The organism is Kitasatospora sp. NPDC032150 (assembly GCF_055579945.1).
Genome location: NZ_JBVIMH010000066.1, coordinates 1 through 13,852 on the forward strand (window position 1 = coordinate 1; position 13,852 = coordinate 13,852).

General features: G+C 68.2%; 12 protein-coding genes and 3 pseudogenes. 7 read left to right on the forward strand and 8 right to left on the reverse strand.

Going from position 1 to position 13,852, the window contains the following annotated elements:
• Window positions 1-134 precede the first annotated feature (134 nt).
• Both ACZ5ON_RS34940 and ACZ5ON_RS34945 read right to left on the reverse strand, forming a co-directional pair.
• Window positions 135-797 (reverse strand): recombinase family protein, encoded by a 663-nt coding sequence (locus ACZ5ON_RS34940; RefSeq protein WP_396254075.1) that lies wholly within the window; start codon window positions 795-797, stop codon window positions 135-137.
• A gap of 154 nt (window positions 798-951) precedes the next feature.
• Window positions 952-1,698, reverse strand: coding sequence for a TetR/AcrR family transcriptional regulator (locus ACZ5ON_RS34945; protein WP_465601361.1), 747 nt, complete (start codon window positions 1,696-1,698; stop codon window positions 952-954).
• Between the two features lie 164 nt (window positions 1,699-1,862).
• Between ACZ5ON_RS34945 and ACZ5ON_RS34950 the strand changes: the two genes are divergently transcribed.
• Complete coding sequence (locus ACZ5ON_RS34950; protein ID WP_465601364.1) at window positions 1,863-3,458, forward strand: CocE/NonD family hydrolase; 1,596 nt, start codon at window positions 1,863-1,865, stop codon at window positions 3,456-3,458.
• Here ACZ5ON_RS34950 and ACZ5ON_RS34955 read toward each other — a convergent pair.
• On the reverse strand, window positions 3,455-3,664 hold the full coding sequence (locus tag ACZ5ON_RS34955; protein ID WP_465601386.1) for a Tn3 family transposase: 210 nt from the start codon (window positions 3,662-3,664) through the stop codon (window positions 3,455-3,457). The two genes, ACZ5ON_RS34950 and ACZ5ON_RS34955, sit on opposite strands and share 4 nt — an antisense overlap.
• Before the next feature lie 235 nt (window positions 3,665-3,899).
• Between ACZ5ON_RS34955 and ACZ5ON_RS34960 the strand changes: the two genes are divergently transcribed.
• Window positions 3,900-4,979, forward strand: coding sequence for a protein kinase family protein (locus ACZ5ON_RS34960; RefSeq protein ID WP_465601367.1), 1,080 nt, complete (start codon window positions 3,900-3,902; stop codon window positions 4,977-4,979).
• Window positions 4,980-5,005: 26 nt separating this feature from the next.
• Here the strand turns inward: ACZ5ON_RS34960 and ACZ5ON_RS34965 are convergent, their stop codons facing one another.
• Window positions 5,006-5,158 carry a hypothetical protein gene (locus ACZ5ON_RS34965; RefSeq protein ID WP_465601369.1) on the reverse strand — a complete coding sequence of 51 codons (153 nt, stop codon included), beginning with the start codon at window positions 5,156-5,158 and terminating at the stop codon, window positions 5,006-5,008.
• A 190-nt stretch (window positions 5,159-5,348) separates the two neighbouring features.
• Between ACZ5ON_RS34965 and ACZ5ON_RS34970 the strand changes: the two genes are divergently transcribed.
• Together ACZ5ON_RS34970 and ACZ5ON_RS34975 are read left to right on the forward strand one after the other, a co-directional pair.
• A complete protein-coding gene (locus ACZ5ON_RS34970) occupies window positions 5,349-6,323 on the forward strand; it encodes a tyrosine-type recombinase/integrase (protein WP_465601372.1) in 975 nt (324 codons plus the stop codon).
• Window positions 6,324-6,443: 120 nt separating this feature from the next.
• On the forward strand, window positions 6,444-7,349 hold the full coding sequence (locus ACZ5ON_RS34975; protein ID WP_465601375.1) for an alpha/beta fold hydrolase: 906 nt from the start codon (window positions 6,444-6,446) through the stop codon (window positions 7,347-7,349).
• 57 nt (window positions 7,350-7,406) lie between these two features.
• Here the strand turns inward: ACZ5ON_RS34975 and ACZ5ON_RS34980 are convergent.
• Window positions 7,407-7,928, reverse strand: a pseudogene (locus ACZ5ON_RS34980) (Tn3 family transposase); the annotation flags it as partial.
• On the opposite strand from ACZ5ON_RS34980, the pseudogene ACZ5ON_RS34985 reads away from it, so the two are divergent.
• From ACZ5ON_RS34985 to ACZ5ON_RS34995, 3 genes and pseudogenes are all read left to right on the forward strand, one after another.
• Window positions 7,921-8,307 (forward strand): annotated as a pseudogene (locus ACZ5ON_RS34985) (transposase); the annotation flags it as partial. The pseudogenes ACZ5ON_RS34980 and ACZ5ON_RS34985 sit on opposite strands and share 8 nt — an antisense overlap.
• Before the next feature lie 176 nt (window positions 8,308-8,483).
• Window positions 8,484-9,026 (forward strand): hypothetical protein, encoded by a 543-nt coding sequence (locus tag ACZ5ON_RS34990; protein WP_465601378.1) that lies wholly within the window; start codon window positions 8,484-8,486, stop codon window positions 9,024-9,026.
• A 68-nt stretch (window positions 9,027-9,094) separates the two neighbouring features.
• A pseudogene (locus tag ACZ5ON_RS34995) lies at window positions 9,095-9,241 on the forward strand (IS630 family transposase); the annotation flags it as partial.
• A 17-nt stretch (window positions 9,242-9,258) separates the two neighbouring features.
• On the opposite strand, the gene ACZ5ON_RS35000 reads toward ACZ5ON_RS34995, so the two are convergent.
• From ACZ5ON_RS35000 to ACZ5ON_RS35010, 3 genes are all read right to left on the reverse strand, one after another.
• Complete coding sequence (locus ACZ5ON_RS35000) at window positions 9,259-11,172, reverse strand: TniQ family protein (RefSeq protein WP_465601380.1); 1,914 nt, start codon at window positions 11,170-11,172, stop codon at window positions 9,259-9,261.
• Window positions 11,173-11,177: 5 nt separating this feature from the next.
• Complete coding sequence (locus tag ACZ5ON_RS35005; protein ID WP_396254068.1) at window positions 11,178-12,311, reverse strand: TniB family NTP-binding protein; 1,134 nt, start codon at window positions 12,309-12,311, stop codon at window positions 11,178-11,180.
• Window positions 12,308-13,852, reverse strand: a 1,545-nt coding sequence (locus ACZ5ON_RS35010) for a transposase family protein (protein WP_465601383.1), incomplete at its 5' end; no start/stop codon positions are given. The genes ACZ5ON_RS35005 and ACZ5ON_RS35010, both read right to left, overlap by 4 nt.

Genomic DNA, 13,852 nt, shown 5'->3' on the forward strand with positions numbered 1-13,852 from the left:
ATGTCGGTCCCGTTTGCCTGACGAGGGTCGGGCAGGTCCGGTAGGCCTGGGGCGTGAGATACGCGCAGGGCGGCGGCTTGACCGATGCTGAGAGGGCCCTTGGGGAGGATCGGAACGGATTTTGGCGGTAGCGGTCAGCCGCTGGTGAGCTGGTGTGGGACGTGGCCGGAGGAGCGGAGCTCCTGCAGGTCGGGGATGTGGTTGTAGAGGGTGCCGGGGCTAACGCCGAGGAGCTTGGCGATCGAGGTGATCGAGTTCTCGGGGTTGGGGAGCATGTCGCGGGCGGATCGGATGATTTCGGGGGTGGCGACGGTGGGGCGCCCGCCTACCCGGCCGCGGGCGCGGGCGGCGGCCAGGCCCTCGTTGGTGCCGATGACGATGAGCTCGCGGATGAACTCCGCGAGAGCGGCGAAGACGTGGAAGACGAGCCGGCCGCCGGGGGTGGTGGTGTCGAGGTTCTCGTGGAGCGAGGTGAAGCCGATCTCGCGCTTGCGCAGGTCGCCGACCATGGTGATCAGGTCCTGCAGGGAGCGGCCGTAGCGGTCGAGGCTGGGGACGACCAGGGTGTCGCCGACGGCGAGGAAGGCGTGGCACGCCTGGAGCTCGGGTCGCAGGGCGCTCTTCCCGGACTTCTTGTCGGCGAAGATGCGCCGGCACCCGGCGGTGGTGAGGGCGTCGATCTGGCGTTCCAGGTTCTGCGCGCCGGTGGACACCCGCGCGTACCCGATCTTGATCTCGGTCCGGTGGGCGGGTTCGGCGACCAGGAGGTCGAAGGCGTCGGGCGCAGTGTCGTTCACGTCCCGGATCCTCTCAGAAAAGGGTGGTCCGGGGTTGTTGAACAACCCGGGTTGTTGAAGGGGTTTTTGAAGGCCCTGGCAGTGCTCTGACGGTCCGCCGGGCGATCTTCAATAGACGATGGTTTGTTGAACGATCGGCGCGCTGATCAACTCGTCAGGATCCCGGTGCGATCCCGTTGATCACGCGGTCGAGGAGGCGATCGAAAACCGCTTGGGGGTTCTGGTTGCCACCTGGTGCGGTCAGGGCCTGGGCCAGATGGGCATAGTTGCCGTTGGCGACGGCGGAGCGGAGGTAGCGAGCCTGGGAGTCGAGGATTTCGCCCGGGGCCCGCCCTGCGCCTTCGATCGCGCGCTCCTGGGCAAGTTCGTACGACATGTGGCTGGCCACGAACCCGGTGAGGAGGCTGAAGGTCTCCAGTCGTGCCTGGGCGTCCAAGCCGGTGGGGGCCAGCACGGCGAGTGCGTGGTCCAGGACGGCGAGGGTGTTCGGGCCGAGGGTCTGCCGGGCCGGGAGTGCGGCGGGAAGCCACGGGTGACGCCGCATGATGGCGCGTTGCTCATGGGCGATGCGCCGCAGGTCTGAGTGCCAGTCGCCGGAGGGTTCGACCGGCAACCGGTGGTCACCGCTCACTTCGTCGATCATCAGCTCCAGCAGCGTCTCCTTGTTGGGGACGTAGCTGTACAGGGACATGGTCCCGGTGCCGAGCCGGGCCGCGATCGCGCGCATCGTGACGGCGGCGAGCCCTTCAGCGTCGGCGATGGCAACGGCGGCCGCGGTGATCTCGGCGCGGCTGTGAGCGGGCGGCCTGCCCCGTCGCGGGCGTTCGGCCGCCAACCAGAGCGCCTCCGGATCCACCTGGGCACCGCTGCCTGATGATGCTGCCGATTCTGCGCGGGCCATGGTGGCACCTCCCTCGTCCTGACGGGCAATCCAAGCATGAGCTATTCTCGTACATTGTACGGGAACTTGCCGCCCCATCCCAGAAACGAGGCACCGCAACGATGCCCACGCGCCGCCCACCCGCGATGAAGCCACCCCTGAGCACCAGGGCCATGCGACGGTCCATGCGGGGGTTGCCTCCCAAACTGCATGACATCGCCTACGAACCCGGCCTCGTCGTACCCGCAGCCGACGGCAGTCCGCTGCTGACCGACCACTACTTCCCACTGGACGAAGGGGACTTCCCCACACTGCTGGTGCGCTCGCCGTACGGCCGGGGATTCCCCTGGGCACCGATGTACGGCGTGCTCCTCGCCGAGCAGGGCTTCCACGTCGTCCTCCAGAGCTGCCGCGGCACCGGCGGCTCCGGCGGCGACTTCCACCTCTGGCGCAACGAGGCCGCCGACGGCCAGGCCACTGTCGCCTGGCTGCGCCAGCAGCCGTGGTTCTCGGGTGCCCTGGGGACCATCGGCCCCAGCTATCTCGGTTACGTCCAGTGGGCGCTCGCCATGGATCCGCCTCCGGAACTGCGTGCGATGGTGATCCAGATCGGCATGCACGATCCGCACGGCTTCTTCCACCCTGGAGGCGCGTTCTCTCTAGAGAACGCGCTCGTCGTCGCCATGGGCCTCACCACACAGCACCGGGGCGTACTGCGCTTCCTTCGGGCGAGCCTCCGACTGCAGCGCCATCTGCGAAGGGCTGCCGTCGGCCTCCCCCTCGCCGAGGCATACCGGCCCGCCCTGGGCGGCCCGGTGCCGTTCCTCGACGAGGCCATGGCGCACCCCGATCCCGGGGATGTCCACTGGGACGGCGCGGACGTGGGGTCCGCCGCCGACGGCCTGAGGGTGCCGACCGCCCTGATAGGCGGCTGGCACGACGTAAATCTCGACCAGACCTTGCAGCAGTACGACCGACTGCGGCGGGCGGGCTGCGAGACGTCCCTGCTCGTCGGCCCCTGGTCGCATCAGTCGGCGCTCCAGCAGGGCTGGCCCGAGGTCTTCACCGAGAGCCTCGCCTGGCTGCGGGCCCACCTGTGCGACGACCCGTCCGCCCTGCGGCCGACCAGGGTTCGCGTCCACGTCGGAGGCCGAGGAACCTGGCAAGATCTGCCCGACTGGCCGCCGGTCCTCCGGAGCCGACGCTGGTACATCGACACCGACGGTGCCCTCACCGACCGAGCGCCCGAGGACACAACCGAGCCGCTGTCCTTCCTCTACGACCCGGCCGACCCGACCCCCTCCCTCGGCGGTGCCCTGGCCGGCGGGAAGGCCGCACAGGCAGACAACCGCCCGTTGGAGGCGCGGAAGGACGTACTGACCTTCACCACGGCGCCGCTCTCCGAGCCGGTCACCATCCTCGGACCAGTGAGCGCGGTCCTGCGGGTCAGTACGGACACCGGCCACGCCGACGTGTTCGCCCGGCTCTGCGACGTCGATCCCCAGAACCGCTCTACCAACGTTTGCGACGGCCTGCGACGGCTCCAAGCCGACGATGAGACCTCGGCCACCCTGACCGTGGCCATGAGCTCCACCGCCTACCGATTTCCCGCCGGACACCGGATCCGACTGCAGATCAGCGGTGGAGCCCACCCGCGCTTCGCCCGCAACACCGGAACGGGCGAGCCCACGGCAACGGCCACTCGCCTCGCATCAGTTCGGATCTCGCTCCACCACCCATCAGTGCTGGCACTCCGCGTCGCGGACGAGGTTGCTAACTAGGCGTCGCCGCCGACTTTCTCATCGGACGACGGTTCGCGCAGCGGCCGTCGTCCGGCCTCCTGCGGGCGGAAGAACGCGTAGCGCCCGAGGAAGTTGATGTGGCCGAACTGCAACGGGGACAGCCGGGCCAGCAGGTCGTCGGTGACGGGGAAGCCGTCGGCGGCCAGCTGCTTGGCGGCGCGGTCGAGGTAGAGGCTGTTCCACAGCGTATCCGGGGCAAACGGGTGAGCGGCTGGTGTTCGCGCAGGTAGAACGCTTGCGGTCGCGTCCGTAAGAGATCGGTGTCAGGAGGTCTCGTGGCGGGCGGTGTGCCAGGGTCGATGCGGCGTCGGAGCTTCTTTCCGGGTGGCTTTGAGGGCATGCAGGACCGTCTCGGCCGATAGGGTCGATCACGTTCGTGAGATCACCGACGCCCTGGTTCGGGGTACTGAGGAGCCGTCGATGCACCACCCAGACCCGCGCTATGCCGCACGCCTCGCCACTTACGGAACCGTCGCCACACGCCTGTCCCTGCTGAGCGACCGCCGACTCGGCGACGTCGTGGCCGCAGCCGCCCCGCTAGGGTCCGGCATCGGTGGCAGGTCGGCCGAGCTGGACATCGACGGGACGCGGGTCTTCGTCAAGCGGGTGCCCTTGACGGACATCGAGTTGCGGCCGGAGAACGCGCGGTCGACGGCGAACCTCTTCGGGCTGCCGATGTTCTACCAGTACGGAGTGGGCTCGGCCGGGTTCGGAGCCTGGCGCGAGCTGGCCGTGCACGTGATGACCACCAACTGGGTTCTCGGGAACGAGTACGAGGGCTTTCCGCTGATGTACCACTGGCGCATCCTGCCCGACTCCCCTCCTGAGGGGTTCGCCGACGACTTTGGAGGCATCGACGGGGCAGTTGCGCATTGGGAAGGCTCATCGGCCGTGCGCGACCGGTTGGAGGCCATCAGCCGGTCCTCGTCCAGCCTGGTGCTCTTCCTGGAACACATCCCGCAGACACTCGCCGACTGGCTGCACGACCACCCGACCGCCGCACCGGAGGGCGGGGAGGCCTGCCCGTACCCATGGGTAGAGGAGGCCTTGGCGCGCGGGACCGCCTTCATGAGCGCGCACGGACTCGTCCACTTCGACGCCCACTTCGCCAATGTCCTGACCGACGGTCGACTGCTCTACTTCGCTGACTTCGGACTCGCCCTGAGTTCCGGCTTCGAACTGTCAGCCGCCGAGGCGGAGTTCCTGTCGAACCATCTCGCGTACGACCGCTCCCACACCGCGAGCCATCTGCTCCGCCACCACCTGCCCGAAGGTCTGCGCGGCGGCACGGAACACGAGGCCTTCCTGCGCGAGTGGATCACTGGCCGGCAGCCCGATGGCGTCCCGCGCGAGATCGCCGCGATCATCGACCGGCATGCCCGCACTGCTGTCGTCATGGGCGAATTCCGCCGTCGCCTGCTCACGGAGAGCAAGCGGACGCCGTTTCCGGCCGTCGAGATCGAGCGGGCCTGGGGCACTGCGGCTGCGGCGCCCCGCTGAAGCCAGACCTCCGCAAAGGATCGCCGTCAGGAGGTCTCGGGACGGGCGGCGTGCCGAGGGCCGAGGCGACGTCGCAGTTCGAGGTTCTCGCTCTGGGCGGCTTCGAGAGCCTGCCGCAGAGCCTGGACCTCGTCGCGGTGCCGCTGCTTGAGCTCGGCGAGCTGGGGCTTGAGGAACATCCGTGCCAGATCGTGCGCTAAGGCCGGATCGCCACTGGTGGGCCGCTGGCGAGTCGTTGGCTTCGGGACGGCGGTGAAGTCTTCCCACAGATAACGCCCTATTATCTGCGATATCACTGAGCGCGACCTGCGGCGGCGTCTTTCGCACGCTGCGTGAAGCGGCCCTGTTATCTGTGGCAAGGGGGATGCCGTGCCCGCCGTCGTTCTGCTCCCGACCGGGAAGGCGGTGACCGTCCGGACGGCGGCCGACCTGTTCCTCGACTCGCTCGGCAACCCGAACACCGTCAGGAACTACGGCATCGCCGTCGGAAAGACCGCCGAGCGGATCGGCGAGGGCAGGCCGTTCGACTCGGTGGCGGACGACGAGCTCGGGGAGGCGCTGGAGCTGCTGTGGGGCAGCTCGGCGGTGAACACCTGGAACGCCCGCCGCGGCGCGGTCCTGTCCTGGACGAGCTGGTGTGCCGAACGCGGCTACGACGGGCCGAGAGTGCCGGTGTGGGCAAGGCGGCTGGCGGCGCCGAACTCGGAGACCCCGGTGCGCTCGAAGATGGCGATCGACCGGCTGATCGCCCGCCGCGATGTGCACCTGCGGGAGAAGTCGCTGTGGCGGATGCTCTACGAGACGTGCGCCCGGGCGGAGGAGGTCCTGGGTGTCAACATCGAGGATCTGGATCTGGCTGGCCGGCGCTGCCGGGTGAAGGCGAAGGGCGCTCAGCCCAAGGCCCGCCGCCGGGGCCAGGCGCGTGAGGACTTCGTGCTGGAGACGGTGTACTGGGATGCCGGCACCGCCCGGCTACTACCTCGCCTCCTCAGGGGCCGTACCCGCGGACCGGTGTTCGTCACCCATCGCCGCCCTGGCCCCGGGAAGGTCGTCGGCCCGCGCGACGTCTGCCCGGATACCGGGCTCGCCCGCCTCTCCTACGGACAGGCCCGCGCGCTGTTGGACGAGCACACCGCGCTCGGCGGGCCGGGCAGTGGCTGGGACCTGCATGAGTGGCGGCACTCCTCCCTGCCCCACCTCGGTGAGGCCGGCGCGAGCCTGCTGATGCTGATGGCGAAGTCCCGGCACAAGAAGACGGAGAACGTCCGTCGCTACTTCAAGCCCTCCCCGGAGGCGATCGCCGAGGTCACCAGCTTGCTCGCCCCGGGCGATAGCAAGAGGTAGAAGCCAGTCCAGTTCATCCGGAGCCTCGCGAACTATTCTGTATTTTACCAGAATAGCGATGGAAAGTCATATCCGCTTGGGATATGGAAAAGTGGCGCCTTGTTCGCTATGTTGGCGCCCATGACTGCAAGTGCTGAATTAATTGTCGACTCTGGTGAATTGCAGCTGTGGACCGAACGGCTCGGCAACTCAAACGACCCGGCGGTCCTGCTGGTGATGGGGACCGCCGCACCAGGCATCGGATGGCCGGACGAGCTGGTGGATGTGCTGGCAGCCAGCGGTCGCCAGGTCATCCGCTACGACCACCGGGACACCGGCCGGTCCGCCTGCGTGGACTTCGCCACCCACCCCTACACGCTGGCAGACATGGCCGCCGACGCGACGGCCGTGCTCGACGGCCACGGAGTAGCCGCAGCGCACATCGTCGGGGCGTCCCTGGGCGGCACGATCGGCCAGTGGCTGGCCGTGCACCGCCCTGAACGCGTACTGACTCTGACAGCGGTGATGACCGGCCCGATGGGCCACAGCGCGGGCCCGGCCTGGGCACGCGCCATGGCCGGCCAGGCACCCGACCCCAGCGACCTACCGCCACCCACAGCACGCTTCCTGGCGCACCTCGGGCAACGCGCCGCTCTCCCGCAGGGGACTCGCGACGAGTACGTCATAGCGAACCTGGAGACGTGGCGAGTGCTCAACGGCGACATCCTTCCCTTCGACGAGCCTGCCGCTCGCCGCTTCGTGGAAGCCTCCTTCGACCGGACCAGTAACCACAGCGCGTCCCTCAACCACGATCTGGCAGGACGTCACATGACCGAAGACCGCCTCGCACCGCTGTCCTCGATCAAGGCCCCGACACTGGTCATGCACGGCACGGAAGATCCCCTGCGCCCGCTACCGCATGGCCGTGCCCTCGCCGAGGAAATCCCTCATTCCCGATTCCAGCCGATTCCCGGCGTGGGGCACACACTGTTCTCTCCTGGACTTCCCCAGCAGATCGGCGAAATCATTCGCGAGCACACCGCGTAGAGAGCGGAACGTCGAGCGGATGCCCGCCAATGGGCTCCAAATACCCTCTGACAGCGCTCATCCCTCATCGACGGTGTCCGGATCCCGCAAGGGACGCAGCCCACCAGGCAGCTCGGGCAACTGGAACGCGTAGCGGCCCAGCATGTTGATGTGGTGGCGTACGAACGGGGAGAGCCGGGCGACATCCTCGTCGCGGACGTCGAGGCCATCGCTGCGGAGCTGGGTGACTGCGGCGTCCATGTAGCGGGTGTTGAACAGCACCAGGGCGTTGAGGACCAGGCCGAGCGCGCCGATCTGGTCCTCCATCCCGTCGTGGTAGTTCTGGTAAAGCTGGCCGGCCCGGCCGTGGAAGATCTTCCGGGCGAGCGCATGGCGCCCCTCCTGCAGGTTGGCCTGCGTCTTGATCTGCCGCCGGTAGCCGGGCTCGTCGGCCAGCCGCAGGATGTGCAGCGACTTCGAGATCCGCCCGTAGTGCGCGATCGCGTCGGCCAGCGGGGTGGGCCGGCCGTCGCGCGACAGCATCCGGATCACGTCGTAGGCCCGCACCGCGCCGGTGTGGATCGAGCCGATGGTTCGTGTCCACCGGGGACGCAAGGGTGAACCCAAGGGCTTTACGTGGAAGGATTACCGGGACCTGATTCTGCGGGCCCGCATCCAGCTCGGCGGCCCGATCGTGCTGGTCTGGGACAACCTCTCCACCCACTGGATGCCGCCGATGGAGGAGTTCATCGCCGCTAATGAGGACTGGCTGACCGTCTTCCAACTTCCGTCGTACGCACCGGATCTCAATCCGCAGGAAGGCATTTGGTCGCTGGTCAAGCGAGGCATCGGCAACCTTGCCGTCGCCAACATCGACCACCTGGCCAAGACCGTCAAGCGACGTCTCAAGAAGATCCAGTACCGCCCGCACCTGATCGACGGCTGCCTCGCTCAGGCCGGTCTGATCATGGACGGCTGACCACGATCAGACCCGACACACATTCAATTTCAGTAGCGGGCCATCCCTTTCAGCGAAACCTGCCCGGAGTCGCGGCCGTCCTCCCGGCGAAGGACTCGATGCCCCCTCGCATGGGTGATCATCAGACACTGCTTCAGGCCGATCCCCAGCGCAGGCTGGGCAAGGAAGATCGGAGCATGCGATTCAAGATGTTTCATCATTCCCCGGCGGTCGGTGACACCGCGCGGCCGGTCCCCAGGTGGGCCATCCGCACCGCCCAGGTCATACCCCTGGTCATCCTGCCAGCATGCCTCTGGCGCCTGCCGTTCGCATTCGACTACGAGATGGGCCAGGTCTACGCAGTCCACAAGACGTGGCACTGGTGGGTGATCCTCTACGTCTTCGGGCTCAGCCTTCTCTCCGAGGGCCTCGCCTACCTCTCCTTCGGTCTGGTGGCCCGATGGGGCGAAGTGGTTCCTTCCTGGATCCCGATCATCGGCGGCCGACGTGTTCCACCGCTCGCAGCGATCATCCCGGCCACCTTGGGCGCTTTGGGGCTGATCGCGCTGTGGGACCCGCTGCCGCTCGCTCTTCTCCACGTCGGCGGGATCCCTCTCGTCGAGTACTCCAATGGCTGGTGGAAGGCCCTCGCGGCAGTGGCCACTCTCCCGCTGAGCCTGTGGGGCCCGCTTCTCCTGGCTCTGACGTACGCGTACTACAAGCGCCGCCGTGGGGAGTGACATGTGGGTCAACTTGATTGGGTGGAGTTCGGTGCCGTTCGCCTGACAACCGGCAGATGCTGTCGGCAGCCCTGGCCAAGCGCACCATCGGCAACCTCGCCGCTGCCAACCTCGACCAGCTCGCCCGAGCCGTCAAGGGGCTTGAAGCAGATCCAGTACCGACCTGCCTGGTCGACGGATGCCTCGCCGCCACCGGCCTGATCTTGGACGGCTGACCACCCGCAAACCGACATCACGAATTCAAGTTCAGTAGCGGCGAGGTGCATAGTTCGGGGCAAGTCTCGAAGGCGAACCTGAGGTGTTCCACGGTGGTGCCGAGCTCTCGTGCGGCTGCGGCCGGGGACATCTGCCGGCTCCGCACCAGGTCGGCGGCGAGGACGGTGTCCAGGTCGCTCGTCCTTCGGCCTGGGAGGTCGAGGTGGCTGACCAGAGCCAGCGGTGGTGACCAGGTGACGGGCTCGTTGATGCCGCGGGCCGCGAGGTAGTTCGTAGCGTGGTCGTCGAGTGCGGTCAGCAGGGCCGTGGTCAGGATGAGCATCGGTTCACGTGCTCCGTTAGGTAGCCGCAGGGGCCCGGGAACGGCGTACGGATCGGAGCCGGTGATGCGTTGCAGCAGGAATCGGCGAACTTGTGGCAGCCGGTAGCGTTCGTCGGGGGGCGTGCCGCTTCGGTGGCGGATGTCGGACCAGGCGTCTTCCGGGAGGAGGCCGGCTCCGGTCAGGGTTCGGCGTCGCCGGTAGTCGATCGGGGCCGGCGTCCGGTCGAGGTAGTCGGCGAGCAGGCATATTGCTGTGAGCGCGTCGGTGTCAGGGAGCTTGGCCAGGAGGCGGGCGATCGGCACTCGGCGCTGTCCGTGGAGCATGGCGATCAGTGGAGCGCTCCGGCCTAGCCACCAGCCTGGAAGCAACACGGCGCTGGAGAGTGCGGCGCGGTAGTGGCGGTGTTCGGGATGTCTTCCGGAAGCGGTGGGTGAGGGTGGGAAGATGGCCAGGGTCCAGTCCCGCCAGAGCAGTTGAGGGAGGGAGCGTGCCCGCGTCTCGATCGCGGGATCGGCGGGGATCGGGATGCGGGGCTGGGTGGGGCAGGTGCGATAGCGAAGCCGCACTCTTGTGTCGAGTCGGTGGTCGACTCCTCGCCAGAACAGCCCCTCCAGGCTGCTTGAGCCGATCCGTGTTCGTCCGCGGACGCGGTCGATGGTGGGCTTGTTGGTCGCTGCGGCGTCGCGGTCGGCAAGCATGCGGGCGGCTGTGAGGCTGGCGTCGCTGGAGTAGTCGCGAACGATCTCGACGGCGCGGGTGAGAGGTCCGGCCAGGACGGCTGCGTCGACGGGCGCGTAGCGCCAGTCATTGCCGTAGGCCACGCGGGCTTGGTCGATCTTCTGCCCGTAGAGCTGGAAGTCACCCGGCTCGGCCCGCAGGAGCAGGCGCGAGGCGACCACGGCCAGGTCGCCGAAGATGCTGCGCAGGCGGTCGCTGCCAGCTTCGCTTTCGGCCTGGGTCAGCAGGTCGTCGATCCATGCCTGGGCCGCGAGAACGGGGTTGTCGGGGGTGAGGGCGAGAGCAGGGGCCTCGGCGAGGTCGGCTCCGCAGAAGACTCCTGACGCTCCCGGGTCAGAGTCGTCGTTCAGCTTTCGGGCCGAGCACCTCTGGGGATGGATGCGGGAGGCGAGCGGGCTGCGGCTGTGTGGCCGGGCTCCGCAGGCCACGCAGGTGTGTGCGAGGAGGACTCGGTGGCGGGTGCAGGCCATCGACCAGGTGAGGCGCCAGCGGAGAGGCCAGCGCCCGCCTTGCTCGGCCAGGCACTGCGGGCAGTATCGCGACCCGATGCTTCGCCCCCAGAGCGTGAAGCGTTGCACGAGCCGACGCTGAGTCATCAGCGCGAGAGCGCGGCCGTCGTATTGACGCAGAGTCATCGCGTGGAGTCGGCGGGTGGGAACGCCGGTGGCCCAGGACAGTCGCTCGGCTTCATCGTCCGTGAGGCAGGTGGTGTAGTCCGGGGCAAGGCCGCTGCCGCTGGAGAGGGACGGGCCGGCGGCGGTGAGGATGCCGCGCAGATCGACCGCGCTGCGGTGGGCCAGCGCCGCCAGCCAGGAATCGAGCGCTTCACCGGGCAGTGGAGCCAGCCGGATCGGCAGAGTCCGCACCACGGACGTCACTTTGCCGCACCGCCCTTCACGCGGGCGGGCCTGCTGGTCTTCGTGCCGGACTGCAAGGCCACCTCCCATTCCGCGCGCAGTCTCTCGGCGGCCGCGTCCAGCCTGATCCGGGACAGGAGCTCGCGGGTCACCCGTTCCTCGCCCGTGCGGATCGCCCGCTCGCAGGCCCGCATGAGCAGGGTCATCAGAGAGCCGATGTGGCCGGTGGTGCGCGCGAACAGGTCGTCGGCCAGGTCGTCGGCCAGCATCCCGGGGTACTTCTCGGCCAGCACCAGGCGTTGTTCCAGAGCCAGTAGCAGGCTCCGCCACTGGAGGCGCCCCTGTTCGTCCTCGATTCGGAACGGCTCCAGCCCCAGCGGGGTGACTCGCCGTTCGAGCTGAGGGTCCAGGTAGAGCCCCTTGCCTCTCAGATCGTGGCCGATGAACAGCAGCATCACCGGGAACTCGTTCGCGATGAACTTGAAGTGGTTGCTCAGCTCCGTCCCGGACTTGCTCTGGAACTGCAGGAACTGGAGATCGTCGACGATGATCAGCTTCGTCTCGCACGAGGTCACACAGTCCAGCGCCTGGTAGGCGAACATGTTGGCGGTGCCACTGTTGCGGCCGGCGTGGGCGAAGAACTCCAGCAGAGCCCAGTTGAAGTCCTTCATCCTGGTGTCGCCGGTCATCCCCACCCGGCAGACCGGCCACCGTTCGTGGCCAGCCGCGGTGAACCGTCCGTCCTTGGCGATCAGCCTGTTGTGGACGTCCCTGGCGAACGCCAGAGCGGCCGTCGTCTTGCCCAGGCCGGGGAACGCGTCGATCGCGGCGGCGCTCTTCGCCTGCTGGCTGCCCTGCCGGAGGCTGGCGTTGAAGATCTCGTTGAGGTGCTCGTGGAGCAGATCGACTTCCTTGGTCCTGACGGGTTTCATGTTCGCGTGCCAGCGGTTGCGGTCGTCGTTGTAGCAGGCCAGAGCCTGCTCTCCCAGGCCCTTCAGCTGGGCGCGGGTGTGGGCCTCCGGACGCGCCGCAGCGGGGGCCTCGGCGAAGGACCCGAAGCCTTCCTTCTTCGTCAGGGTGAGGTTGTCCAGGGGCAGCTTGCGCCACTGCGGGTCCTCGGACGCGGCCGCTGTCCGGCCGCGAGGGCTCACAGGTCCTCCAGGGCGTCGGCGTAGAAGGCGTCCTCGTCAAGGTCCGTGTTGCCGTCGAAGTCCTCGAAGTCGGCCGCGTCGTCGTCGCCGCCCTCCTGCACGGGCGGTGCTGGATCCTCGGCCACGGGCTCGTCGTCCTCGATATCGATCACGAACGCCGCCTGCTCGCGGGCCATGCGCAACGCCATCCGCCGCTCGGTCAGCGTCTGGGCGAAGCCCAGGTTCCACCGCTCGAACAAGTCGGCCGTCACCAGGCGGTCGTTGGGGTGCCGGTACTGCTTGGCAGCGAGTCTGCGTCCGTAGCGCAGCGCGTCCCTGCTCATCGGCATGTTCAGGACCGGGGCGTGCTCCCAGTGCAGGACGCGCCAGCGCCGGTCCTGGTCCCGGAAGTAGGCGCGGGTAATGTCGTCCGGGTTGACCTGGAACGGCCACAGCCCGTTCGGGTAGGGGCTCGGCCGCCCGTCCTTGGGCAGCCCTGGGCCGTCGTAGCGGCACCCCTCGATCTCCACCCCGTAGGGCTGAATCGTCCGCCAGGACGTCTCCAGGAACTCCAGGCCCAGATGCGGATCCCGCGGGACCTCGATATAGCCGGCCCTGGCCATGCCGTGGGCGAACATCTGCGCCGGGGTCATCCGCAGCCCGGGGACCCCCGGCTCCACCAGACTGCGGTGCGGCTTGTGGTGGTAGACCGCCGCGGTCCACTGCCGGATCTTGTCGGCGAGCTCGTCGAGGAAGAAGAACGCCTCGCCCTCCGGGTCCACCCCGCGGGAGAAGATGTCAGGGGTGTAGCCGGGCAAGCCGTAGAGCAGGTCCTGGCGCAGGGTCCGGAAGAACCTTTCGATCGGACCCTTGTCCCGGCCCGTGCGAAGCCGGACCGGCTGCATGGAGATCCCCATCCGCGCGCAGACGCTGGTCAGGTGATCGGAGACGTAGATCTTGCCGTGGTCGATGACGATCGTCTCCGGTGCCAACGCGGGCCCGGCAGCCCGGGCGATCGGCCCCTCGATCACGTGCGGGTCGATCAGCACCGACCGCGGGATCCCGTGCTCGGGCCAGACCGCCTCGGCCGGCCAGCTCGGCAGCACCGGCAGCGGCCGGTATGCCTGGTAGAGGACCGCGGCCGCGTCCACCGCCTTGGTGGAGACCGGTGTCAGGCGCATCCCGACGATGCAGCGGGTGTACCAACACATCGCAACCGTCAGCTCGCAGTTCACCCACCGCAGCGTCAGCGGGTCCAGCGCGAACACGTCCAGCCGGGTGGTGTCCATCAGCACGTACTCACCCGGCCGGGTCGCACGCAGCCTGCCGTAAGCCTCCTTCGGCCGCCCGGCGATGTCCCTGTTCCGCTTCGCACTCAACCGGAACGTCGGATGCTGCTTCTCCAGCAGCGCCAGCGCCTCGTACGCCTTGGACTTCGAGGGCATCGTCACCGCGCCTTCGCCGTATCGGGCGATCAGCCTGGCCCGGGTCCGGTCGATCACGGTCTTGCGCATCGGCGTGGCCTGGTCAACGTACTCGACGAGTACCTCGACCGCCGTCTC